The sequence below is a fragment of the Bacillus sp. YKCMOAS1 genome, assembly GCF_030268125.1.
Classification (GTDB): domain Bacteria; phylum Bacillota; class Bacilli; order Bacillales; family Bacillaceae; genus Bacillus; species Bacillus safensis.
Map to the genome: position 1 here is coordinate 179,053 of NZ_BSEI01000006.1, position 21,703 is coordinate 200,755.

Here is a 21,703-nt window from a genome sequence, read left to right on the forward strand (position 1 = left end):
GCCTATGGACACATCATCATCATGCTATACTAAACTTGTTTTTGAAAAGGAGCCGGTTTGATATGGGAAACAAGTTTTGGTGTTATACAAGCAGTAAAAGCCTTCTCATGTTGAGTGATATTTTATTTTTGATGACGATCACGTTAGTTATTTATCAAGATACACAATCTGTCGCCTATGCGGCTGTATTTCCGCTCATAAGAACGCTATGTCAGCTATTGGCTGGACTCCTCTCTCCTGTTTTGACAGATCTCTTTCAAGCCAAGCGTCTATTGAAATGGGTCCCTCTTTTACGTATTGGGATGCTCGTCGTGTTCACGACCCAATTTGATTTCTTTCAGCAGCACCTCGTCTGGCTGTTTAGCGCGTTCGTTTTAATTTCCATCACAGGCGGATTCATCAGCCCTTTATTACAGGCCATCATGCCGATGCTTGTACCAACAAATCAGCTTGTGAAAGCGAACAGTACAGCTTCCGTTTTTTATCAATCTGTTCAAATCGCCGGCTATTCGTTTACTGGAATGCTCGTTCTGTTGATTGGTCCATTTTATTTAATGTGGGCCTCTTGTTTCATGATTGTGTTGTCCTATCTATTTATCATCCCTGTTTTTTCTCTACTCAAGCAAGAAAACACGGTTCAAAAAGCAAATAAGATGAACAGGTTCAAAGATGGCTGGAAGATCATTTGGACAAACAAAACTGTTCGCACCCTGACCTTCATGGATGTTTGTGAAAATATTGCAGGTGCTTTGTGGGTCGGGCCGGTTACGCTTGCCTTTGTCACACTTGTTTTAAAGGAAGGTGCGGAATGGTGGGGATATATCAATGCCGCTTATTATATAGGTGCCATTCTAGGCGGACTCTTGGCTGCATGGCTAAACCAGTCTATTCAAAAACACCTTCTCATATTTATGGCTGCAGGCTCTTTTATCTATGCAATATTGACCATTTTATTTTCGCTAAACAGCCTGCCATGGCTTGCATTACTGCTTTGTATTTTGATGGGGCCTGCCTATCAAATTCGGGATGTTTCGCAGCAAACCATTCTTCAAACAGAAACGCCAGTCCATGATTTATCAAAGGTGTATTCGGCTCAATACGTTCTCTCTTCTATGTCTGTCAGTTTATCTATTTTCTTTGTTGGATTAATTGCTGATACATTCGGAGCGAGATTTGTGTATTTATTAGGCGGTCTGTTTGTGCTCGTCTGTTCTGGTATTGCCATCCTTTCTTTTATGAAGCAGAAAAAAGAGAGCAGCTGATTCATGCAGCGGCTCTTTTACTTTTCTTTTAACATCGCGAACATGTCACGGGCCATTGCTTCTAAAATATACACAACTGGCGTCTGTGTGGTGATATTGGCTCTGTGGACCCGCTCATCTGTGACGTAGTAAGCAATATTTAAATCTGAAATGCGCGAAATCGTGCAGTGCTGGTTATTCGTAATACTAATGATTGTGCTGCCTTCCCTTTTTAACTTTGAAATATGATCGATCGTAATACTGTTCTCCCCTGATACAGACAGCACAATAGTGACACTATTGTCTAAATACTGCATATTCATCGGGAAAAACGGATCATTGATGTAAAATGAAAATTTCTCAAGACTTGAAAAGTACCTCGCCCCATACTGCGCCAAAATGCCCGAACTGCCTGTCCCGATAAACAGCACATTTTTTGCCTCAGCAATGAGTTTCGCTGCCTCCTTAATTTTCCCCTCAAAGTCTCCCTTTAATGTTCGTTCAATAAATTCATATAGAAAGTGCTGTGTGCTTTTTAAAGAGGGTGTCTGCTCTGATTCTAAATACATTTTGAGCTTCACTTTAAACTCTGAAAAGCCTTCACAATTTACTTTTCGGCAAAAACGAAGGACAGACGAGGTGGAAATATGTGCAGCATCTGCAAGGTCTCGAATTCTCATGTATACGACCTTTTCACTGTTTTCCATGATATATCGATATAAAGCGCTTTCTAGTTCATTAAAGCTGGAAATGACCTCACTTGAAAACATCTGACTTCCCCTTTCTCCAACAACATGTCACAAGGTGTTTCTTTTATGTAACAAATCTCTAAATAGGGCACCCTTGCCTAAAGACGCTGAAGTCATTTACGCATGAGATGCTCTCACGATAAGCTATAGATGTACAAAATAAAAAAGACTTTTTTCTATTATAACATTGCGCGTTACATTATTCGGAGGTGCAGAGCATGGCAAAAGGATTAAAGGTTGTCACAATTGGCGGAGGATCAAGCTATACACCAGAGCTTGTAGAAGGATTTATTAAACGATACGATGAATTTCCGATTAGCGAGCTTTGGCTCGTTGATATTGAAGCGGGAAAAGAAAAGCTTGAGATCGTCGGAAATCTTGCAAAACGCATGGTCAAAAAAGCAGGACTTCCAATCGAGGTTCATTTAACATTAGATCGCAGAAAAGCGCTTGTAGATGCTGATTTTGTTACAACACAATTCCGTGTCGGACTTCTTGAAGCACGTATGAAGGATGAACGCATTCCTTTAAAATATGATGTCATTGGTCAAGAAACAAATGGTCCAGGGGGTCTATTCAAAGGGCTTCGCACCATTCCTGTCATTCTTGATATTGTCAAAGATATTGAAGAGCTTTGCCCGAATGCATGGCTTGTGAATTTCACAAATCCAGCTGGTATGGTCACTGAAGCCGTACTTCGTTATTCAAACCATCGAAAAGTCGTTGGCTTATGCAACGTGCCGATCGGCATTCGCATGGGAATCGCCAAAGGGCTTGATGTCGACGCAAGCAGAGTCGAAGTCAGCTTTGCTGGATTAAACCATATGGTCTTTGGACTCAATGTATTCTTAGACGGCAAAAGCATCATGGACCAAGTGATCGAAGACATGGCTGATCCAAACTCCAGCATGTCGATGAACAACATTCAAGCGATTCCGTGGGATGCTGATTTCTTAAAAGGGCTTGGCGTTATTCCTTGTCCGTATCACCGTTACTACTACAAAACAAGTGATATGCTGGCTGAGGAAAAGAAAGCAGCAGCAAACGAAGGAACTCGTGCAGAAGTCGTTCGCGCATTAGAAAATGATCTGTTCGAGCTTTACAAAGACCCTGATCTAGACATCAAGCCGCCACAGCTTGAAAAACGAGGCGGTGCCTACTACAGTGATGCAGCTTGTAACTTAATTGCATCCATTTATAACGATAAACATGACATTCAGCCTGTAAACACGATTAACAATGGCGCCATCAGTGACATTCCAAATGATTCTGCCGTTGAACTCAACTGCGTTATCACAAAAGACGGTCCTAAACCAATCGCTGTTGGTGAAATGCCGGTCGCTGTCAAAGGACTCATTTCTCAAATTAAATCCTTTGAACGTGTAGCCGCTGAAGCAGCTGTGACAGGCGATTACAACACAGCCCTTGTCGCAATGACCATCAACCCGCTTGTCCCATCAGATGCTGTTGCAAAAAGCATCCTAGATGAAATGCTAGAAGCACACAAAGAATATTTGCCACAGTTTTTCAATAAAGTAGAAGCATAAAAAGAAACCGCACTTGTCAAAAGTGCGGTTATTTTATTTGGCTGTAAATAGCCGGTCCATCTGTGGGCGATCATAATCTAATAGCCAGTGCTGTAAGCCTTCATAGACTGGTCTTAAACGCTCTGGCTCTGCCGCGATGAGATCACAGCCTCGATCATCATATAAGTGAAAAATCATTTTTTTCGAGACATTCATTAGGTAAATTTCATATCTAAGCTTCCCCTTCAAAATTTGATTCGGTGCATAGAAGTCCTCCTGGCAGATCGCATGGAGAAGCGGACGCAATCGAATGTCTTGCAGCTGGCATTTGAGTGTAAATCTCTCTAATGTCAGTGAATCTTCTATTTCTGGACGTACATAAGTCAAAAGCTCGTGACGCAACCGCTTCCTTACTTGCCGATGCACATATTTTTGATATACCAAGAGCTTACGCTTCGTTAATTCATGTTCATGTTCTGTATACACATCCGTTACAAGCAGCATTTCGTCTTCTGAATCAAAAGCATATTTTACAATCTCAAAAGCACGATCTCCCGCTTTTTCTAATACAACTGATTGCTTTCCTAATGACCAATCTGCCACTTCAAAGCGAAGCCCAATAGACCACTCATAAAAAAGAGGCGGGGTGAGGACAAGATCAGGAAAATGACTTTTTAAAAAGCTATTTGTTTGATCGCTCATGTCATGTCCTTCCATTGATTTTATTTCTTATTTTACCGTTGAAACATACAGGGAAACAATTGGAAATTAACTGTCATTTCTTATATGATAGAAAGAGATGGAGGTGTAACCAATTGAAAAAATGTTTTTTACAGGTGTTCCTCACCGCATTGATCACTATGTGGATACAGACTGGACTTGATCAGGCGAACATCATTCATATCACCAATGTATGGGTCGATGCCAGCAGCTGGATCCTGATCTTCTTTGTGATCTACGCACTTTTTGAATGGACAGCTCACGTCTTAGCAAAACGGAAAACCGCTCTCCGCTGAACATCTCTTTTCATAGAGATGTTTTTTCTTCAAACTCTTCTTGCACAAGTTCATGAATGACGCCCATTCCTGCCTGGCTCCCTGCTGCTGCTGCAAGAACTAACTGAGCAGGACCGCCTAAATTATCACCACATGCAAAGACTCCACTGACGGTTGTATGTCCAAGAATATCTGTTTCAATCCCCGCATTCTTCGTCATTTGACAGCCCAGCTTTTCGGCAAATGGCGCTGACTGCTTGAATTCACTTGCGACAAAACCGCCTTCCCTTTTCACTGTCTCCCCATTTGCAAGCTGGAGAGAGCGCAGCTCACCATTGTCATGATCAATCGATACAATAGGCACATCAATGACTTGAATAGAATGCGCCGTCAGAAGTGACTTGTCCTCTTCAGCCAACATGTGCCCATTCGTAAACACGATCAAATCCTTTGTCCAATTGGATAAAAGCTTAGCCATATGCAAGGCTCGCTGATTCTCTGCAATGAGGGCAAGTGCTTTGTCCTTTAATTCCCATCCATCACAGAAAGGACAGCTAAACAACGTTTTTCCGTACACATCATGAATTCCATCGATCTCTGGAAGTATATCCTGAAGTCCAGTTGCCAAGATGATTTTTTTCGCTTCGAATGCATCCCCTTCGTGTGTCAGTAACGTAAAGCTTTCCTCTTTCTTTTGTATATCAACAATTCTATTTCGTTTGATTTTAATATTAGGGTATTTTTGAAGGTCTGCCTCTCCGGCTTGTCTAATCTCAAATGGTGTCATTCCATCGTTTGTAATAAATCCATGTGATTCCTGCGTCACTCGATTTCTTGGGAGTTCATCATCAAATACAATGACCTGCTTTCTGCCTCGTCCTACAACAAGTGCTGCACTTAATCCGGCTGGCCCGCCTCCGATAATCGCACAATCTAATAACATATCAATCTCTCCTTTTTATTAAAGACTTTAAAGACTCTTAATATCTATAATTAGTTCAAAAAAATCACATCTTGAAAAATGGATTTTTTTCTGTCTGCTCAATTTGGTTCGCAATATCAATTAACCGTTTTTGACTTAACGTCTCCTGCATTTTCGTTTCCACATCCTGCATGACTTGTTCAATCAAACAGCCATCATGAGGCATGAAGGAGTCATGATCTAAAGAGCAGCGAAATAAATTCGTTTGTCCTTCTACAGCCTGAATGACATCTAAAAACGAAATGTCTTCCTTTCGTTTGATAAGGGTGTATCCTCCCTTTGCACCAGGTGTTGATTCAATCAATCCCGCCTTCACAAGCTTTGTTAAAATTTTGGATAAATAGGTTGGTGAAAGGTCTTGCATCTTAGCAAGTGGCTCAACGCCAATCGCTTTACCTTTTGGCGCCAGAGTTAAAAACACCATCGTATGTAGCGCATAGTTGGTCGCTTTAGAATATTTCATGAGGAAACTCCTTTCTATCTATTATAGACCTTTTATATCTGTAATTGATCATAGATGATTCAAGAGAAAAAAGCAAGTGCTGTGGATCTGCTCCTCTTTTCATTCCACATTTCACATTTCCTTCCGATAATAGAAGTAAGCACGGAATAAAGTTTTGCTTGAAAACGAGAAGGAGTGAAGAAAAATGTCAGATCAACAGCACAATGCAGCACACGAAGAAGAAGAGGAATTTAACGTATACGACATGCTACCGCCCGCAGGTACAATCATCGGAGAAGCAACAGAAGAAGAAATGGAAGCCGCAGCAGCACTAGAAGTGAGACATGTCGCGTTCATGCGCCTTCAAGATATGTACATTCAATTTGATGGCTCGTCTTACAAAGACTTATTAAAAGACTTCCAAGAATTCGAATTGGATTCCACAAAATTCTGGAGAGCCATCGCTAGACGTCTTCAAATTCCATACGAATGGCCAATCCGAATCGACCACGCAAACGGCCCTATTTATATTGGTGAAACTGAGGATAGCCGTGAGGTTGAGGAGAGTGCGGAGTAAGGAATGACGGGCCCCTTTTGGTAAGGGGTCTTTTCGTCTCCATCACAATAAATAAGCAATATGAGCACTGTCACGCCCATATTGCTTATTCTCCTGTTATGTTAATTCTGGCCAAAATGCTTGATTTGCCACAATTAAGTCGTCTAAAATATCTTTTGCTACTTTTGCACTCGGCACCGTTTTCGATAATGTGATGGCCTGCCATAGTTTTTGATAGGACCCTTCTTCAAATGCTTCTACTACTAATTTTTCTACGCCAACTTGCTGCTCCATGAGACTTTTTTGAAATCTAGGAATTTCTCCAACTACTAATTTTTCTGGACCATTGCTGCCAACGATACAAGGAATTTCGACCATTGCTGTTGGGTCAAAGTTTCTAATGGCGCCATTGTTCTCTACAATCATCAGCATCCGTTCTTTTTTATTAAAAGCAATGGCTCTTGCCAAATCAACGATATAGGAAGCATGCTCATCAATGGTCAGCTTTGTTTCCTTTGCAGTTCCTTTATCAATGATGGCCTGACACTCACTAAAAACAAAAGCTTCCCGTCCCTCCATGACTTCATTGGCACGTGTGAATTCTATATTGGAATGTGCTACTTCTTCATCTGGAAATAGATAGTATTTCAAATACGTATTAGGGACCGTTTTTGGATCAAGCGCTTGAATATCTTTGGCCTTTTTTAATGTGCTGTTCCAGCTCTTCTGCTGTTCTAGTTCAGATGTTCCATCTGTTGCATAACCATGCTGGCTTACATGCTTAATCACCTCAGGCATTAAGCTATTTCCTGATTTATCTCGAATATCTGTCCACCAGCCAAAGTGATTCAAACCATAGTAATCTACTTCTAGTTCTTTCCGTGAAGATAAGCCTAAATTTTTTGCAATTAATTCTTCGATGCCAATTGGCATATCACATATGTTTAAAATCTTAGAATTCGGTCTTAGCTTACGTGTTGCCTCTGCTACTATCGCTGCAGGGTTCGAATAGTTTAACATCCAAGCTTCAGGTGAGTATTTTTCCATATAATCGACAAGTTCTAATACACCTGGAATAGAACGCATTCCGTAAGCTATCCCGCCTGGACCGCATGTTTCCTGTCCGACAACTCCATGCTTCAATGGAATTTTCTCATCTAATTCACGCATTGCATATTTTCCGACACGAATATGTGCCATCACAAAATCGACTTGAGTAAACGCTTCTTCTGGGTCCGTGCTTGCCAGTAATCGTACTTCTGGTGCTCGTTCTTTTAACATAATCTCACATGCATCTGCAATCGTCTTTTGTCTATTTTCATCATTATCATAGAGTTTAATTGTATGAATTGGGAACTCCTCTAAATAGTCTAACAGCATCAAAATGATTCCCGGTGTAAATGTGCTTCCGCCTCCAGCAATGGTAATATTAAATCTTTTCATGATATCCAGCTCCTTTTTCAATCTAATGAAAGTTTAGTCTCAAAGGACTCTCTTACTTGCGGTACACTTAAGCCAACAATGATTTGAATGCTTTGACCACTCTTAGCCATGCCGTGTGCCAGTTTATTTTCTGTAAAGTAGTCCCTATCTTTCACCAAGCTAGGGTCAATCACTGTAATACGCAGTCGTGTGGCACAGTTTGTCACATCTTTAATGTTTTCTTTACCGCCAAGGCCTTCTAAGAAATAAACGGCTTTCTCTTCATACTCTGATGCATAAACGGGTGATTCCTTTTTGTCATGAGCTTTTTTATGACTCTCATAATCTTGTTTGGTATATAGTCTCGTCTCCTCCTCATCTTTTCGTCCTGGTAATGGAATATCAAATTTCACAATCATCCATCTAAATATGACAAAATACAATGCAGTAAAGAGAAGTCCAATCATCGCTTGGATTAGATAAACCCCTCCATGATTTGAAGAGAGCGGAATCCAGTTCAATGCAGCTATTTCAATCAGCCCGGAACCCATCATGCCGACAACACCAAACATATTCATGATTGTCACCATGGTGGCTCCAAGAAGTGCATGTATGACAAATAAATAAGGCGCGAGAAATAGAAACGTAAATTCAAGCGGTTCTGTAATTCCCGCAAATATGGCTGTCAATGTGGCGGGTAATACCAAAGCCAAAACCTTTTTTCTATTTTCCTTCGGTGTAGAAAAATACATGGCTAGAGCTATCCCTAAACAGCCGAACATCTTAATGTTCCCATGTAATAAAAATCCGTATGGATAAAGATCCTTCAAATCGGAAGTTGAGGACGCAAATTCATTTAAGTGAGCGATCCAATATGGTTTTAACCCACCATTTACAGCCGCTGGACCAAACTCAAAAGGTGTATATATAAAATGGTGAAGTCCTGTTGGAATTAACACCCTTTCCAAGAAATGAAACAGCCAGACACCAATATAACCAGACTGTGCCATGAACCCTTGGAGAGATTGAATTCCCTGCTGAACGTAGGGCCAGACAAACGCAACGGCAAAAGCAATAGGAATCATCACAAAGAATCCGATGATGACAACAAATACAAGCCCCTGGAAAATTCCAAGCATTTCAGGCAGCTTTTGATCATAAAAACGATTATGGATCCAAATGACGATTCCAGATATCATCACCGCACCAATGATACTTGTATCCAGCGTAGGTATACCCGCAATTTCTTTTACCCCCGCTACATTCTCAACACCTTGCGATAAATCAACACCAAAAGCAGACGGCCAAAGTGTCAAAATAGCATGAATATAATTGTTAAATACGAGATAAATCATCAAAGCTGCGAGCGTTGCACGGGCTTGCGCTTTTTTTGCAAGTGAGATAGGCAATCCAATCACAAAGGCTAATTCCATATGATTGAAAATCGTCCATCCTCCGCTTTCAATCAGTGTCCAAACCTTATACCACATCGTACCTTCTGCAGCCATTTCCCCCATAATCGCTGGATTCTTACATAAAGTCGCGAGGCCGACAACAATACCAAAAAACGCGAATAAAAGTACAGGAACTACCATAGCACTGCCAAACCGCTTGATTGCATTCATAAGCATTACCCCTTTGCTTGATCCATAACACCACTGTAAAGGCAGCGCTTACAAAAACCAATAGGTTTGACGTATTTAGAAATCAAGTTGTAACATTAGATTATATTTTCACAGGAAGAAAATATTTTCATGTTGGAGGGCACATCGCATGATACTGGACAAGCTGGTTAATGAATACTTCGAAGATTTAAATAAGAATGACCTACACATTATTAAAACGATCCATGATCATCTTGAAGAAATGAAGACAATGAAAATTCAGGACCTTGCCCGTTATGCTCATACTTCCATCTCATCCATCCATCGGCTTGCCAAGAAAATAGGGTTCGACGGCTATAGTGACTTAAAGTCTTATGTGAAATTAAATGCTTTCACTGAAGAGACAACACAAGATTTAATGCAGCTGCTTGATCAAGATATCCGGCAGACAAGAAAATATATGGAGCAGCTGGACTTTCATCAATTAAATCAACTGATAGATCGCGCACCGTATATTTATATTTATGGTACAGGAACTGCACAACTCGATTTGGCCAATGATGTACAGCGGCAGCTATGGTCACTGCATAAGAAATCTCAAGTATTACGAAGCAAGCGGGACTTAACAGATGGAATCATTGAATTTGGTGAGGATGACCTTTTATTTATCATTTCTTTATCAGGTGAATCGAAGAATTTAGATGAAATCATTCAATTGGTGAAAACGAGACATATCAAATTTATCAGCATGACCACATTAAGGAATAACCTCCTTGCACAAAATGCCATGTTTAACATCTATGTAAGCAGCACCCCGTTTCACTTATATAACAAAGTGGACAACTCCAGCTTTCTGCCATTTTACATTGTGGCAGATATTATCGTCAGAAAATTTAGTGAGTGGAAAGTGAAGCAATTGAATAATAGGACTTAAACAGAACAGGTACCGTTTTGGAGAGAGATTCAATGTTGCTTCGCAAAAAAAAGAGAGACTCTTTTGTCTCTCTCAAAAAACACTGTATAACAGCGGATTTAATGAAATATATCTACTTGCGGCTGCCTTTTCCTATTCAGCAGTATAATGCCCAGCAAGCAGTTCATCAAACGAATCTGCTAATTTGAAATCCGTCTCATATTCTAGATCAAAGTAATGAACCGGCGGATGTTCCTTTGTTTCTCTGTAATCCAATGCAATCCACGTATGACCATCTCCACAAATGAGCACAAGTCCCTCAGGCAATTCCCATTCTTCTATTAAATAATCACTATCCATAATGCCTTCATTCTTGGCAATTCCTCTTAAATGATCAAATGACACATGATCCTCTGCCCATCCATTCGGTTGGTCCGTGGGAAAAGCGTTATGCAGGGTATACCCGCCATTTTGTTCGAGAATCAGTTTTTTATATGTATCCGGCAAGATGACGCCTAGCTTCTTTTCCGCTTTTGCAATACCTTTCTCATCGATTTTCTTAAATATTTCTTCGCTTTCACTGTCTTTATCCCAAAATGGTTTCAAATGAAATACCTTCAATTGTTATTTCTGTCTCATTTCACCATTTAAGAGAACTAGTTCAATAGTCCTATTTAATAAAAAAAGAGAAGGGTTTGCCCCCCTCCTCTTGTTGGTCATGATTGTTCTTGATTTCTCGCTTCAAATTCATCCAGCATGGCACGCACTTCATCTGTTGATGATGTATTCATTAATTGATTTCTTAAGAAACTCGCTCCTCTGAATCCTTTTACATAAATCTTAAAGAAACGGTGCAGTGCCTTGAATGGACGCAAACCTAGTGATGAGTATTGATCATGGAGATCAAGATGTAATCTTAAAAGACCAAGCAGTTCATCACTTGTATGCTCCTTCGGCTCTTTTTCAAAGGCAAATGGGTTATGGAAAATCCCGCGCCCAATCATCACTCCGTCCACTCCATACTGTTCAGCGAGCTTTAAGCCTGTTTGACGATCAGGAATATCACCATTGATTGTCAAAAGAGTATCAGGGGCTACTTCATCACGAAGTTTTTTAATCTCAGGAATGAGCTCCCAATGCGCATCCACCTGGCTCATTTCCTTTCTTGTACGAAGATGGATTGATAAATTCACAATATCTTGCTCCAAAATGTGTCTAAGCCATCCGCGCCATTCGTCGACCTCAGTAAAACCAAGTCTTGTTTTCACGCTGACAGGTAATCCCCCAGCTTTTGCCGCTTGAATCAGCTCTGCGGCAACGTCTGGACGAAGAATCAAGCCACTGCCCTTCCCGTTTTGCGTGACATTTGGAACAGGACAGCCCATATTAATATCAAGCCCCTGAAATCCTAATTCCGCCATTCCAATACTCATTTGTCTAAAGTTCTCAGGCTTGTCTCCCCAAATATGAGCAACAATCGGCTGCTCATCCTCTGTAAACGTTAAACGCCCCTTCACACTTTGAATGCCATCAGGATGGCAATAGCTCTCACTATTCGTAAACTCTGTAAAAAACACATCAGGTCTCGCCGCCTCACTCACAACATGACGAAACACAACATCTGTCACTTCTTCCATTGGTGCTAATATAAAAAATGGCCGCGGTAAATCACGCCAGAAATTTTTACTCATCTTTCATCCAATTCCTCTCATGACATTGCGCCTAAAGGGCATGTCCTTCTATAAAGTCTTTCCGTAATTTTTATCATTATATACTTTAATATGAACCGGGCAAAATTGCAAAAAAGGACATTCCATAACTAAATGCGGGGTGAATATTAATTTTTGACCTCTGGTTAGCCTTTTTTATGCAATTAGAGCAAGCGAAAATAAAAAACATCCCGATATCGATATTTTTCACGAAATCGGGATGTCTCAATACATTACTGATTAATCACAAGACTTGCTACACATTCGACATGTGACGTATGCGGAAACATATCCACAGGCTGCACTTCCTCTGTCACATACCCGCCATCTTCAAGAATGCGCAAATCACGAGCAAGCGTACCTGGATTACATGAAACATAAACAACTCGGTTTGGTTTCATCTTTAAAATGGTGTCAAGCAGTGCTTCGTCACAGCCTTTTCTAGGCGGATCGACAACTAGCGTGGCTGCTTTGATGCCTTCTTTGTACCAGTTTGGGATGACGGTTTCTGCTTCGCCGACTGCGAATTCAACATTATTGATTCCGTTTAAGGCAGCGTTGCGTTTTGCATCTTCAATTGCTTCTGGAACAATTTCAACCCCATATACTCTGCCTGCTTTTTGTGCGAGAAATAAGGAAATCGTACCGATTCCGCAGTAGGCATCGATAACAGTTTCTTCGCCTTGCAGCTCTGCATATTCAAGCGCTTTGTCATAAAGCACCTTTGTTTGAGCTGGATTCACTTGATAAAATGAGCGGGCTGAAATGGCAAATTTGATGTCGCCAATCGTGTCATAAATGTATTCTTCGCCCCATAAAACGGTTGTTTCGTCTCCGAAAATGACATTTGTTTTCTTTGAATTCACGTTTTGTACAATTGACCGAACGTGTGGGAAGCGTGCTATAATCTGCTCAATCACCTGCTGCTTTTGCGGAAAATCAGCCGTTCTAGTCACAAACACAACCATCATTTCACCTGTTGCAATACCGTAGCGAACCATCACATGACGCAGCCAGCCTTTGTGTCGCTCTTCGTTATATGCTTTGATGCCAAACGCATTGCATATGTCTTTTACTGCCTGTACCACTTCGTCGTTTTCTGACTGCTGAATCAAGCATTTTTCCATATCAATGATTTCATGGGTACGCTGCTGATAAAATCCTGCAACAAGTCCGCCTTCGCGTTCACCAACTGGCACTTGTGCTTTGTTTCGATAATTCCAAGGGTCATCCATGCCGAGTACAGGATGAACTTTTACACGGCTCATATCAAGCTTGCCGATCCGCTCTAAAACGTCCTTTACTTGTTTCTGTTTAAATAGCAGCTGGCCCTCATAGCTCATATGCTGAATTTGACAGCCGCCGCACTGCTTGTAAATGGGACATGGCGCATCTTGCCTGTGCTGACTTTCCTTTGTCAGCTCCATGAGTCGTCCAAAAGCAAATCCTTTTTTGACTCGTGTGACTTTGATTTTCCCTTGTTCGTCAGGGAGGGCATTCGGTACAAAGACAGGGAATCCTTCAACTTTTGCTACACCTGCACCTTCATGCGTTAAGTCTTCGAAGGTTACATTGTAGTATTCATTCTTTTCAACAGGCGGTTTCATTTTCACCAATTTTATCACCTCATTTGCAAAGAAAAACTTGGCCGCCATAAGGAACCAAGTTCAGTCTTCACCCTATTTTTTCAGCTGTTTCTTTTGGCACAATAAATTCAATATGGCGATACAGGTTTTCAAATTCACCTGGCAGCATGCCGCCGTATTCACCATCTAAATTCAATTGCATTTTATCTTTTACATCTACCTTTACGCGATTCGCTTTTGCGTAGATGACATTGTTATCATGAATATGCTCGCCTCTGAGAGCAAGGCTGACTACTCGAATTGCTTCTGCTAGATTGACCTTCTTTAGAATAATTAGGTCAAACATCCCATCATCTAAAATGGAATCTGGCGCTAGTTTTTCAAAGCCGCCTACTGAGTTTGTGAGTGAAACAAGGAACAGCATGATTTCTCCATGAAACAATTTGCCGTCATATTCAATTTCGACTTCTGTCGGGCGGATAGATGGAAGCATCTCCATGCCTTTTAAATAATAAGCAAGCTGTCCAAGCATGGTCTTCAGCTTACTAGGCACCTCATAGGTGAGCTCTGTTAACCGGCCGCCGCCAGCAATATTAATAAAATAATGGCCATTGACTTTACCGATATCAAGCGGCTTCGCTACACCCTCAATAATGGCATCTGTCGCTTTCAAAACACCTTCTCGTGGAATTCCAAGTGCTCTTGCGAAATCATTTGTCGTTCCAACTGGAATAATTCCTAGTTTTGGTCTTTTTTCAAGCGGTGCTAGTCCGTTGACGACTTCATTGATCGTGCCGTCTCCACCTGCTGCTACAATTAAATCAAAATCTCTCTGTGCGGCCTTTTCTGCTGCTTGCGTGGCATCTCCTGCACATGTCGTCGCATGACAAGAAGTTTCATAGCCAGCTTGTTCAAATTTTTGCAAAACCTGCGGTAAATTCTTCTTGAAGAGTTCACGCCCAGATGTCGGATTGTATATAATTCGAGCACGTTTCATTCATCATCATCCTATATTCATTATGCAATCTATTTTCACCACTAACAACCTTTAATTATACTATGAGATTTGAAAATGGCAACAAAACAACCACCTAATATGTAAAATCTCCAAGCACATTTCACTCAGTAAGAAAGCATTCTGATAAGATAAAAGAAAACGCTGTAAAGGATGATATGCGATGAAAAAGCCTGTCTATTTTAATCATGACGGCGGTGTTGATGACCTCGTCTCTTTATTTCTTCTCCTTCAAATGGAACATCTGAAAGTCATCGGAATGTCTGTGATTCCTGCTGATTGTTATTTAGAGCCTGCGCTCAGTGCATCTCAAAAAATCATTGATCGATTCAGCCCTTATGAAATTGAAGTCGCTGCTTCAACTTCTAGAGGCGTCAATCCATTTCCGAAGGAGTGGCGTATGCATGCTTTCTATGTAGATGCTCTACCAATTTTAAATGAAAAAGGTACTGTTGATACAAAAGTGTCCAAGCTGCCAGCACACCTTCATCTGATTGAAACAGTTAAGAAGACAAAAGAACCTGTCACCCTGCTCTTTACTGGTCCGCTCACAGATCTTGCACGCGCTTTAGAAGAAGATCCTTCAATCTCTAACAAAATTGAGAAATTGGTGTGGATGGGCGGTACGTTCCTTGAAAAAGGCAATGTAGAAGAACCCGAGCATGACGGGACAGCAGAATGGAATGCATTTTGGGATCCTTATGCTGTGAGCACTGTCTTTCAGGAACCGTTTCCTATTGAAATGGTCGCACTTGAAAGTACAAATCAAGTCCCGCTTACACTTGATGTACGTCAGCGCTGGGCTTCTCTTCGTTCTCATATTGGAATAGATTTTATCGGTCAGTGCTACGCCTTTTGTCCGCCGCTCATTCATCATGAAACCAATTCGACGTATTACTTATGGGACGTGCTGACAACAATTACTCTTGCTTCTACATCATTATCATTTACCCGTTCAAAAGAAGTGAATGCGATCGTTTATACCGAGACGCCAAAGCAAGGACGGACAGAAGAACATCCAGATGGAAAATCAATTCAAGTGATTGACCATGTCGATCGCGATGCCTTTTTCCACGCATTTGAAGAACTTATGAGAAAAGCTGTTTGCCAGATTTCAAAATAAAAAAAGCCCCGCCAATGAGCGGGGCTTCCTCTTATTCTTCTTCTGCGTACTTTTTCTTACGTTTAAACTTGCTTAACATTTCATACACGATTGGAACGATGACCAATGTGAGAAGTGTAGAACTTGTTAAACCGCCAATTACGGTAACACCAAGTCCTTTTGATACGATCTGGCTTCCGCCTTCAAATCCTAATGCGAGTGGCAGCAGTGCACCAATTGTCGCAAGTGCCGTCATTAAGATTGGACGTAATCTTGTTGCACCTGCTTCAAGTAACGCTTCTCTTGTTGAGAGACCTTCTTGTTCTTTATGAATCACGCGGTCAATCAAGACAATGGCATTTGTTACAACGATACCGATCAGCATGAGCAATCCAATCATGGCATTTAAGCTGATGGTTTCTTTTGCTATAAACAATCCAGCGAGAGCGCCAATAACCGTAAATGGAAGTGAGAAGAGAATTGCAAATGGTGCAAGACCTCCGCCAAATGTGATGACGAGAACGAGATACACAATGGCAATCGCTGCAAGCATTGCAAGGCCAAGCTGTGTAAAGGATTCTTGGATATCCGCACTTACGCCGCCTGTGTCAATCGTTACGCCAGATTTTAGATCAAGCTTGTCGACTTTCTTCTGAACATCCTGCGTTACGCTTGAGACGTCGTCTGTTGTCATGTCACCAGACACTTCCGCGTAGATTTTTCCATCACGTTTTGTCACCGTATTTGCTGTCGTCCCATCTTTTACTTTGACGACATCACCAATTCGGACTTCTTGCCCTGTTGGTGTGGTGATCTTTTTATTTTCTAAATCTTTTTTGCTCTTATATTCATCTTTTTCCGTTTGAAGCTTCACATCAAGTTCTTTGCCGTCCTCTGTGACTTTTGTCAGTGTTGTTTCACTATTTTGAGGTGCAATCGCTTGAGCGATTTGTGAAGCAGTTAGACCTAGTTTCGCCAGTTTTTCTTGATCTGCATTAAACGTATATTCGTCGTATTTCTCAGATAAGCTTGTGCTGACATTTTTCAGGTTTTTCTCATCTTTTAAGATGTTCTCAACATCTTTTACTGTGCCTTCAATATTACTTGCTTTGTCCCCGTACACATAGTACGTCACAGTATTGCTGGCGCCAGCAGATGAGAAGTCTTGTGATTTCCATTCCCCTTTAGACGCTTTGTCTTGCAGGGCTTTGACTACACGATCTTTTTCTTTATCAAAATTCGGTGTGTCCTCGTCATATTGTACGAAGAATAATGCACCGTTAGAGTTACCGCCAACACTTGCTGTCATGGCATTTGAAGAGCCAAGAGAATACTGAACTGTATTGACATGGTCACGTTTCATCAAATATTCTTCAGCTTTTTTCGTTTCATCAATTGCTTGCTCTCTCGTTTGTCCAGGTTCAGGTGTATATGTCACCATCGCCGTTTTCTCTGCTTCCTGTGGTAAGAAGCTGACACCGACAAGTGGTGCTAAGAATAAGCTTCCGACAAGCATAAGAATGGCAATTCCTGATGTGATCCATTTATGGTTGAGTGTCCAATTAAGTACACGTCTATAACCGCCAGCAAGCTTGCTTGGTTTATGTTCTTTTACCTTTTTCGCTGTGCCGTACAGGTTCTTTTTAAATAGAGTGTGTGCCATCATTGGAACAATTGTAATAGCGACAAGCAGTGAAGCAAGTAACGCAAACACAATCGTTAAGGCAAATGGGATGAATAGTTCACCAATCATTCCACCTACTAATGCTAACGGTAAGAATACCGCAATTGTCACAATCGTTGAAGACATGATTGGGATAAACATTTCTTTTGTGGCTTCTCTGACGAGTGCCTTGCCTTTTAACGGTTCATCCTTTAACGCCATTCGTCGATAGATATTTTCTATGACCACTATCGAGTCATCGACAACACGCCCGATGGCAACGGTCATGGCACCAAGTGTCATGATATTTAACGTGATATCCAGCTGATTTAATAGTAAGACAGCAATCAACAGAGATAACGGAATGGAGATGACCGAGATTAATGTTGATTTGATATCTCGCAGGAACAAGAGAATGATAATGATCGCAAAGATTGCTCCGATGATCGCCTTGTTCAGCATTGTGCTGACAGACTCTTTAATCGGCTCTGCTTGATCATATGTGGTGCTTACTTTGATTCCTTTGTTGTCTTTTTTGAATTTCTCAAGCTCTTTTGTCACTTCTTCTGCAACACTCACTGTGTTGGCATCAGAGCCTTTGACAATTTGCAGACCGATACTGTCTTTCCCATTCGTTCTAGAGATCGATTCTGCCTCTTTGACGACTTTAATATCTGCAATCTCAGACAGCTTGATCGTTGGCAGCTCTACAGATTGACTGCTTGCTGCACCTGTTTGCTGCTGTGCTGCTGCTTGCTGCTGACTTGCACTTCCCGCCTGCTGCTCGGCACCTTGCGCACCTGCGCTGCTAGATGGTGCTCCAGCTCCAGCGCTTCCCGCACCGCCGCCTGCACTTGGTGTGACTGGAATTCGCATGTTTTTCAAATCTTTGACGCTTAAAATATTGCCGTCCACGACAACTGATTTTTGTTTGTTGCCAAATGTGTATAGACCTAATGGTACATTCACATCAGAGCCTTTGATCATGTTTTGGACGGTTTCTTCATCTAAACCGTATTCTTTTAGTTTCTTTTCTTTAAACGAAAATTCTACTTCTTTGATTTGCTGTCCTGAAGCTTCAACAGAAGAGACGCCGTCTAACCCTTGAAGTGAAGGAACGAGGTCATTTTCTACTTTTCGTGTAAGGTCTTGTAATGATTCTTTATCACCTGAGACACTAAGGGCTAGGATTGGAATCGCATTAATACTAAAGCGTGCGATTTTAGGTTTTTCTGCATTTTCAGGGAAATCGATATTGCTAATCGCATCTTCAATTTCCTTTTTTGCTTCATCCATGTCTTTGCTGTAATCGTACTCGATTTGAATGGATGATGCGTTTTCAAAAGAATTAGAAGTGACTACGCTGACCCCATTGAGGTTTTGAATTGACTTTTCAATTGGATCTGTCACCTTATCTGATACTTCGTCCGGCGTTGCGCCAGGGTACGTTGTAGAAACCGTAATGACTGGAGTGTTGATATTCGGGATTGATTCTTGTTTCATATTCAATCCGGCATATAGACCAGCAACTGTTACGATAATCGTCATGAGCCATACAGCGAACTTATTCTTTAATACAAAATTGATGATCGAATTCATTATATCCTCCATTTTCCTTTATGTATTGACTGACTGGTCATTCTATATCATAATAAACGGTGATATACAATGCCGTCAACCATTTCACTTGCGTTTGACGTAACATTCTAAAGCTGAAGGGGCCTTATTTCATGAACGAAAAAAAAGAAAAAATCATTAAAGCAAGCATCCAATTGTTTGCGAAAAAGGGTTTTTCTTCTACGACCATTCAGGAAATTGCAGATGAATGCGGAATATCAAAAGGCGCATTTTATTTACATTTCAAATCAAAAGAACAGCTTTTCAACCGAGCGTTTGAATATTATATCGACACTTCGATGCAAACTATCGAAACGATTCGAAAAGAGAATCAGCATCTCGCGCCGAGAGAGATCTTTCAGAAACAAATTGCTGAACAGTTTCAGCATTTTGCTGAGAACAAGGATTTTATCATTCTGATCCTCAGCGAGAACATTATTCCGGAAAACCAGCAAATTAAAAAGTATTCAAAAACTGTGAAAAAGCAAATGAATGATGAAATTCAAATTTCCATCTTGACCACTTATGGACAGAAGATCGAACCATATATAACTGACCTGTCAGTCATGATTCAAGGAATTATCCAATCGTATGTGCAGGTTCTGCTTTTACAGGATCAAATGCAATTATCATTTGATGAGCTCTCATCCTTTATACTCGAACGGTTTGATGATCTGGTTCAAGGATTGCTTCGCTCTCAGACGAAGCCGATTTTGAAGCAAACCATTTGGGACGATGAAGCGCCTAGTGCTGCTTCCCTTCAAGAGGAGCTTCGTTTGTTAAAGCTGGAGCATCTGCTTTCTGATGATACCGTTGTATCCATTGAAGTGATTGAAGAAGAGCTGGCAAAAGCTGAACCTCGTAAGCCAGTCATCCAAGGAATGCTGACTAATTTAGAAAAGTGTGAGGATCCTGCTGTTCTAAGAGCAGTGGAACAATTGAGGCTGTTTCTTCAGTAACATAACGTGCTGTTTTTTGATTTAGCTCACCTTTCCCCCTTCGAATGTGCACTTTCGCTTATGCTTCATTATAAGAAAAGTATCTCTAAATTGATATACGGCTGTGGTCCGAATCTATAGTAAGACCCTTTCATTTCAATCAAAAAAACCGCCTTTTTCATCAGGCGGTTTTTTTGCTATTTAGCGTTTTTTGATTTCTTCAAGGAGAATCTTGTTCACCATCGGCGGGTTAGCTTGGCCCTTCGATGCTTTCATGATTTGTCCGACTAAGAAACCAATCGCGCGGTCTTTACCATTTTTAAAGTCTTCAATGGATTGCGGGTTGTTATCAAGTGCTTCTGTGACAAGTTTGAGCAGTGCACCTTCGTCAGAAATTTGGACAAGTCCTTTTTCTTTGACGATTGTTTCTGCATCTCCCCCATTTTCGATGAGCTCTTTGAATACCTTTTTCGCGATCTTAGAGGAAATCGTTCCTTTTTCAATCAGCTTGATCATACCAGCCAGCCCTTGCGGCGTTAGCTTTGTATCGTCCAGCTCTTTTTGAGCAGAGTTTAAGTATGCAGATACTTCACCCATGAGCCAGTTCGATGCTTGCTTCGCTTCTGCGCCTTCTGAAATGGTCGCTTCAAAGAAATCAGACATTTCTTTTGTCAGTGTGAGTACCATTGCATCGTATGCAGGAAGGCCAAGCTCATCGATGTAGCGTTTGCGGCGCTCGTCTGGAAGCTCTGGGATGGATGCTCTTACGCGTTCTTTCCACTCGTCATCAATGTACAGCTCCACCAAATCCGGTTCTGGGAAGTAGCGGTAATCATCAGAGCCTTCTTTAACGCGCATAAGAATTGTCTTTTTAGACGCTTCGTCATAACGGCGTGTTTCCTGCTCGATCAAGCCGCCAGAAAGCAATACTTGCTCTTGACGCTTCTCTTCGAATTCAAGGCCTTTTTGTACGAAAGCAAATGAGTTCAAGTTTTTGAGCTCTGTCTTTGTACCAAACTCTTCACGGCCGATTGGGCGAAGAGAAATGTTGGCATCACAGCGAAGTGAGCCTTCTTCCATCTTACAGTCAGAAACGCCTGTATATTGAATAATGGATTTTAATTTTTCTAAGTAAGCATACGCTTCTTCTGGAGTGCGAATGTCTGGCTCAGATACGATTTCAACAAGTGGTGTTCCTTGACGGTTGAAATCGACGAGGGAGTAACCGTCGCCTGTATGCGTTAGTTTCCCTGCATCCTCTTCCAAATGGAGACGCGTAATACCGATTCGTTTTGTTTTGCCTTCTACTTCAATTTCAATCCAGCCGTTTTCACCGATCGGTTTATCAAATTGAGAAATTTGATACGCCTTTGGGTTATCAGGATAGAAGTAGTTTTTACGGTCAAATTTTGTATCCGTTGCGATTTCACAGTTCAGCGCCATGGCCGCTTTCATCGCAAAGTTCACCGCTTCTTTGTTCAGTACAGGCAGTACGCCAGGATATCCAAGGTCGATGACACTTGTTTGCGTGTTGGCAGCTGCACCAAAAGGTGTCGGCGAGCTTGAGAAAATTTTCGATTGTGTTTTTAGCTCTACGTGGACTTCAAGTCCAATTACCGTTTCAAAGTTCATTCTGATTCACC

18 protein-coding genes and 1 pseudogene are annotated in these 21,703 nt (G+C 41.3%); 7 read left to right on the plus strand and 12 right to left on the minus strand.

The window, feature by feature from the left end; genetic code table 11:
* Positions 1 to 62 precede the first annotated feature (62 nt).
* Positions 63 to 1,262 carry an MFS transporter gene (locus QSJ46_RS17415; protein ID WP_047204217.1) on the plus strand — a complete coding sequence of 400 codons (1,200 nt, stop codon included), beginning with the start codon at positions 63 to 65 and terminating at the stop codon, positions 1,260 to 1,262.
* A 17-nt stretch (positions 1,263 to 1,279) separates the two neighbouring features.
* Here QSJ46_RS17415 and QSJ46_RS17420 read toward each other — a convergent pair whose 3' ends face one another.
* Positions 1,280 to 2,011 carry a MurR/RpiR family transcriptional regulator gene (locus QSJ46_RS17420; protein ID WP_039177027.1) on the minus strand — a complete coding sequence of 244 codons (732 nt, stop codon included), beginning with the start codon at positions 2,009 to 2,011 and terminating at the stop codon, positions 1,280 to 1,282.
* Positions 2,012 to 2,208: 197 nt separating this feature from the next.
* Here QSJ46_RS17420 and QSJ46_RS17425 point away from each other — a divergent pair, with 197 nt between their 5' ends.
* Positions 2,209 to 3,537, plus strand: a complete 1,329-nt coding sequence (locus QSJ46_RS17425; protein ID WP_039177025.1) for a 6-phospho-beta-glucosidase — start codon at positions 2,209 to 2,211, stop codon at positions 3,535 to 3,537.
* Positions 3,538 to 3,570: 33 nt separating this feature from the next.
* On the opposite strand, the gene QSJ46_RS17430 is transcribed toward QSJ46_RS17425, so the two are convergent.
* The gene (locus tag QSJ46_RS17430) at positions 3,571 to 4,218 is read right to left on the minus strand and encodes a DUF3885 domain-containing protein (protein WP_285605095.1); all 648 of its coding nucleotides are present in this window, start codon (positions 4,216 to 4,218) and stop codon (positions 3,571 to 3,573) included.
* A 113-nt stretch (positions 4,219 to 4,331) separates the two neighbouring features.
* Between QSJ46_RS17430 and QSJ46_RS17435 the strand changes: the two genes are divergently transcribed.
* Entirely contained in the window at positions 4,332 to 4,532 is a 201-nt protein-coding gene (locus QSJ46_RS17435; protein WP_285605096.1) for a hypothetical protein, read from the plus strand.
* 10 nt (positions 4,533 to 4,542) lie between these two features.
* Here the strand turns inward: QSJ46_RS17435 and QSJ46_RS17440 are convergent, their stop codons facing one another.
* Entirely contained in the window at positions 4,543 to 5,454 is a 912-nt protein-coding gene (locus tag QSJ46_RS17440) for an NAD(P)/FAD-dependent oxidoreductase (RefSeq protein ID WP_285605097.1), read from the minus strand.
* A 64-nt stretch (positions 5,455 to 5,518) separates the two neighbouring features.
* Positions 5,519 to 5,956 carry an Rrf2 family transcriptional regulator gene (locus tag QSJ46_RS17445; protein ID WP_047204221.1) on the minus strand — a complete coding sequence of 146 codons (438 nt, stop codon included), beginning with the start codon at positions 5,954 to 5,956 and terminating at the stop codon, positions 5,519 to 5,521.
* 184 nt (positions 5,957 to 6,140) lie between these two features.
* On the opposite strand from QSJ46_RS17445, the gene QSJ46_RS17450 reads away from it, so the two are divergent.
* Positions 6,141 to 6,512 (plus strand): hypothetical protein, encoded by a 372-nt coding sequence (locus QSJ46_RS17450; RefSeq protein ID WP_039177014.1) that lies wholly within the window; start codon positions 6,141 to 6,143, stop codon positions 6,510 to 6,512.
* 96 nt (positions 6,513 to 6,608) lie between these two features.
* On the opposite strand, the gene QSJ46_RS17455 is transcribed toward QSJ46_RS17450, so the two are convergent.
* Positions 6,609 to 7,934, minus strand: a complete 1,326-nt coding sequence (locus tag QSJ46_RS17455; protein ID WP_039177012.1) for a 6-phospho-alpha-glucosidase — start codon at positions 7,932 to 7,934, stop codon at positions 6,609 to 6,611.
* Positions 7,935 to 7,951: 17 nt separating this feature from the next.
* Positions 7,952 to 9,538: an alpha-glucoside-specific PTS transporter subunit IIBC gene (locus QSJ46_RS17460; RefSeq protein WP_047204222.1), complete on the minus strand. Its 1,587-nt coding sequence runs from the start codon at positions 9,536 to 9,538 to the stop codon at positions 7,952 to 7,954.
* Positions 9,539 to 9,686: 148 nt separating this feature from the next.
* Here QSJ46_RS17460 and QSJ46_RS17465 point away from each other — a divergent pair, with 148 nt between their 5' ends.
* Positions 9,687 to 10,451, plus strand: a complete 765-nt coding sequence (locus QSJ46_RS17465; RefSeq protein WP_041087125.1) for a MurR/RpiR family transcriptional regulator — start codon at positions 9,687 to 9,689, stop codon at positions 10,449 to 10,451.
* A gap of 135 nt (positions 10,452 to 10,586) precedes the next feature.
* Here QSJ46_RS17465 and QSJ46_RS17470 read toward each other — a convergent pair.
* The 4 genes and pseudogenes from QSJ46_RS17470 to QSJ46_RS17485 form a co-directional block, all read right to left on the minus strand.
* Positions 10,587 to 11,036: pseudogene (locus QSJ46_RS17470) on the minus strand (SMI1/KNR4 family protein); the annotation flags it as partial.
* A gap of 110 nt (positions 11,037 to 11,146) precedes the next feature.
* Positions 11,147 to 12,121, minus strand: coding sequence for a tRNA dihydrouridine synthase (locus QSJ46_RS17475; protein ID WP_017366774.1), 975 nt, complete (start codon positions 12,119 to 12,121; stop codon positions 11,147 to 11,149).
* A 251-nt stretch (positions 12,122 to 12,372) separates the two neighbouring features.
* Positions 12,373 to 13,752, minus strand: coding sequence for a 23S rRNA (uracil(1939)-C(5))-methyltransferase RlmD (gene rlmD, locus QSJ46_RS17480; protein ID WP_285605098.1), 1,380 nt, complete (start codon positions 13,750 to 13,752; stop codon positions 12,373 to 12,375).
* Between the two features lie 61 nt (positions 13,753 to 13,813).
* Positions 13,814 to 14,722, minus strand: a complete 909-nt coding sequence (locus QSJ46_RS17485) for a diacylglycerol kinase (protein ID WP_039177003.1) — start codon at positions 14,720 to 14,722, stop codon at positions 13,814 to 13,816.
* 181 nt (positions 14,723 to 14,903) lie between these two features.
* Here QSJ46_RS17485 and QSJ46_RS17490 point away from each other — a divergent pair, with 181 nt between their 5' ends.
* Positions 14,904 to 15,863, plus strand: coding sequence for a nucleoside hydrolase (locus tag QSJ46_RS17490; protein WP_224930649.1), 960 nt, complete (start codon positions 14,904 to 14,906; stop codon positions 15,861 to 15,863).
* Between the two features lie 31 nt (positions 15,864 to 15,894).
* Here QSJ46_RS17490 and QSJ46_RS17495 read toward each other — a convergent pair whose 3' ends face one another.
* A complete protein-coding gene (locus QSJ46_RS17495) occupies positions 15,895 to 19,104 on the minus strand; it encodes an efflux RND transporter permease subunit (RefSeq protein ID WP_285605099.1) in 3,210 nt (1,069 codons plus the stop codon).
* 131 nt (positions 19,105 to 19,235) lie between these two features.
* Here QSJ46_RS17495 and QSJ46_RS17500 point away from each other — a divergent pair, with 131 nt between their 5' ends.
* On the plus strand, positions 19,236 to 20,081 hold the full coding sequence (locus QSJ46_RS17500; RefSeq protein ID WP_048239987.1) for a TetR/AcrR family transcriptional regulator: 846 nt from the start codon (positions 19,236 to 19,238) through the stop codon (positions 20,079 to 20,081).
* A 180-nt stretch (positions 20,082 to 20,261) separates the two neighbouring features.
* Here QSJ46_RS17500 and gatB read toward each other — a convergent pair whose 3' ends face one another.
* Positions 20,262 to 21,692, minus strand: a complete 1,431-nt coding sequence (gene gatB / locus QSJ46_RS17505) for an Asp-tRNA(Asn)/Glu-tRNA(Gln) amidotransferase subunit GatB (protein WP_024424551.1) — start codon at positions 21,690 to 21,692, stop codon at positions 20,262 to 20,264.
* Between the last annotated feature and the right edge of the window lie 11 nt (positions 21,693 to 21,703).

Coding starts and splice junctions, on each gene's coding strand:
- QSJ46_RS17490 (WP_224930649.1), top strand. CDS start 14,904: ATGAAAAAGCCTGTCTATTTTAATCATGACGGCGGTGTTGATGACCTC.
- QSJ46_RS17460 (WP_047204222.1), bottom strand. CDS start 9,538: ATGAATGCAATCAAGCGGTTTGGCAGTGCTATGGTAGTTCCTGTACTT.
- QSJ46_RS17455 (WP_039177012.1), bottom strand. CDS start 7,934: ATGAAAAGATTTAATATTACCATTGCTGGAGGCGGAAGCACATTTACA.
- QSJ46_RS17420 (WP_039177027.1), bottom strand. CDS start 2,011: ATGTTTTCAAGTGAGGTCATTTCCAGCTTTAATGAACTAGAAAGCGCT.
- QSJ46_RS17440 (WP_285605097.1), bottom strand. CDS start 5,454: ATGTTATTAGATTGTGCGATTATCGGAGGCGGGCCAGCCGGATTAAGT.
- QSJ46_RS17450 (WP_039177014.1), top strand. CDS start 6,141: ATGTCAGATCAACAGCACAATGCAGCACACGAAGAAGAAGAGGAATTT.
- QSJ46_RS17495 (WP_285605099.1), bottom strand. CDS start 19,104: ATGAATTCGATCATCAATTTTGTATTAAAGAATAAGTTCGCTGTATGG.
- QSJ46_RS17500 (WP_048239987.1), top strand. CDS start 19,236: ATGAACGAAAAAAAAGAAAAAATCATTAAAGCAAGCATCCAATTGTTT.
- QSJ46_RS17415 (WP_047204217.1), top strand. CDS start 63: ATGGGAAACAAGTTTTGGTGTTATACAAGCAGTAAAAGCCTTCTCATG.
- QSJ46_RS17430 (WP_285605095.1), bottom strand. CDS start 4,218: ATGAGCGATCAAACAAATAGCTTTTTAAAAAGTCATTTTCCTGATCTT.
- QSJ46_RS17425 (WP_039177025.1), top strand. CDS start 2,209: ATGGCAAAAGGATTAAAGGTTGTCACAATTGGCGGAGGATCAAGCTAT.
- QSJ46_RS17445 (WP_047204221.1), bottom strand. CDS start 5,956: ATGAAATATTCTAAAGCGACCAACTATGCGCTACATACGATGGTGTTT.
- gatB (WP_024424551.1), bottom strand. CDS start 21,692: ATGAACTTTGAAACGGTAATTGGACTTGAAGTCCACGTAGAGCTAAAA.
- QSJ46_RS17465 (WP_041087125.1), top strand. CDS start 9,687: ATGATACTGGACAAGCTGGTTAATGAATACTTCGAAGATTTAAATAAG.
- QSJ46_RS17475 (WP_017366774.1), bottom strand. CDS start 12,121: ATGAGTAAAAATTTCTGGCGTGATTTACCGCGGCCATTTTTTATATTA.
- QSJ46_RS17485 (WP_039177003.1), bottom strand. CDS start 14,722: ATGAAACGTGCTCGAATTATATACAATCCGACATCTGGGCGTGAACTC.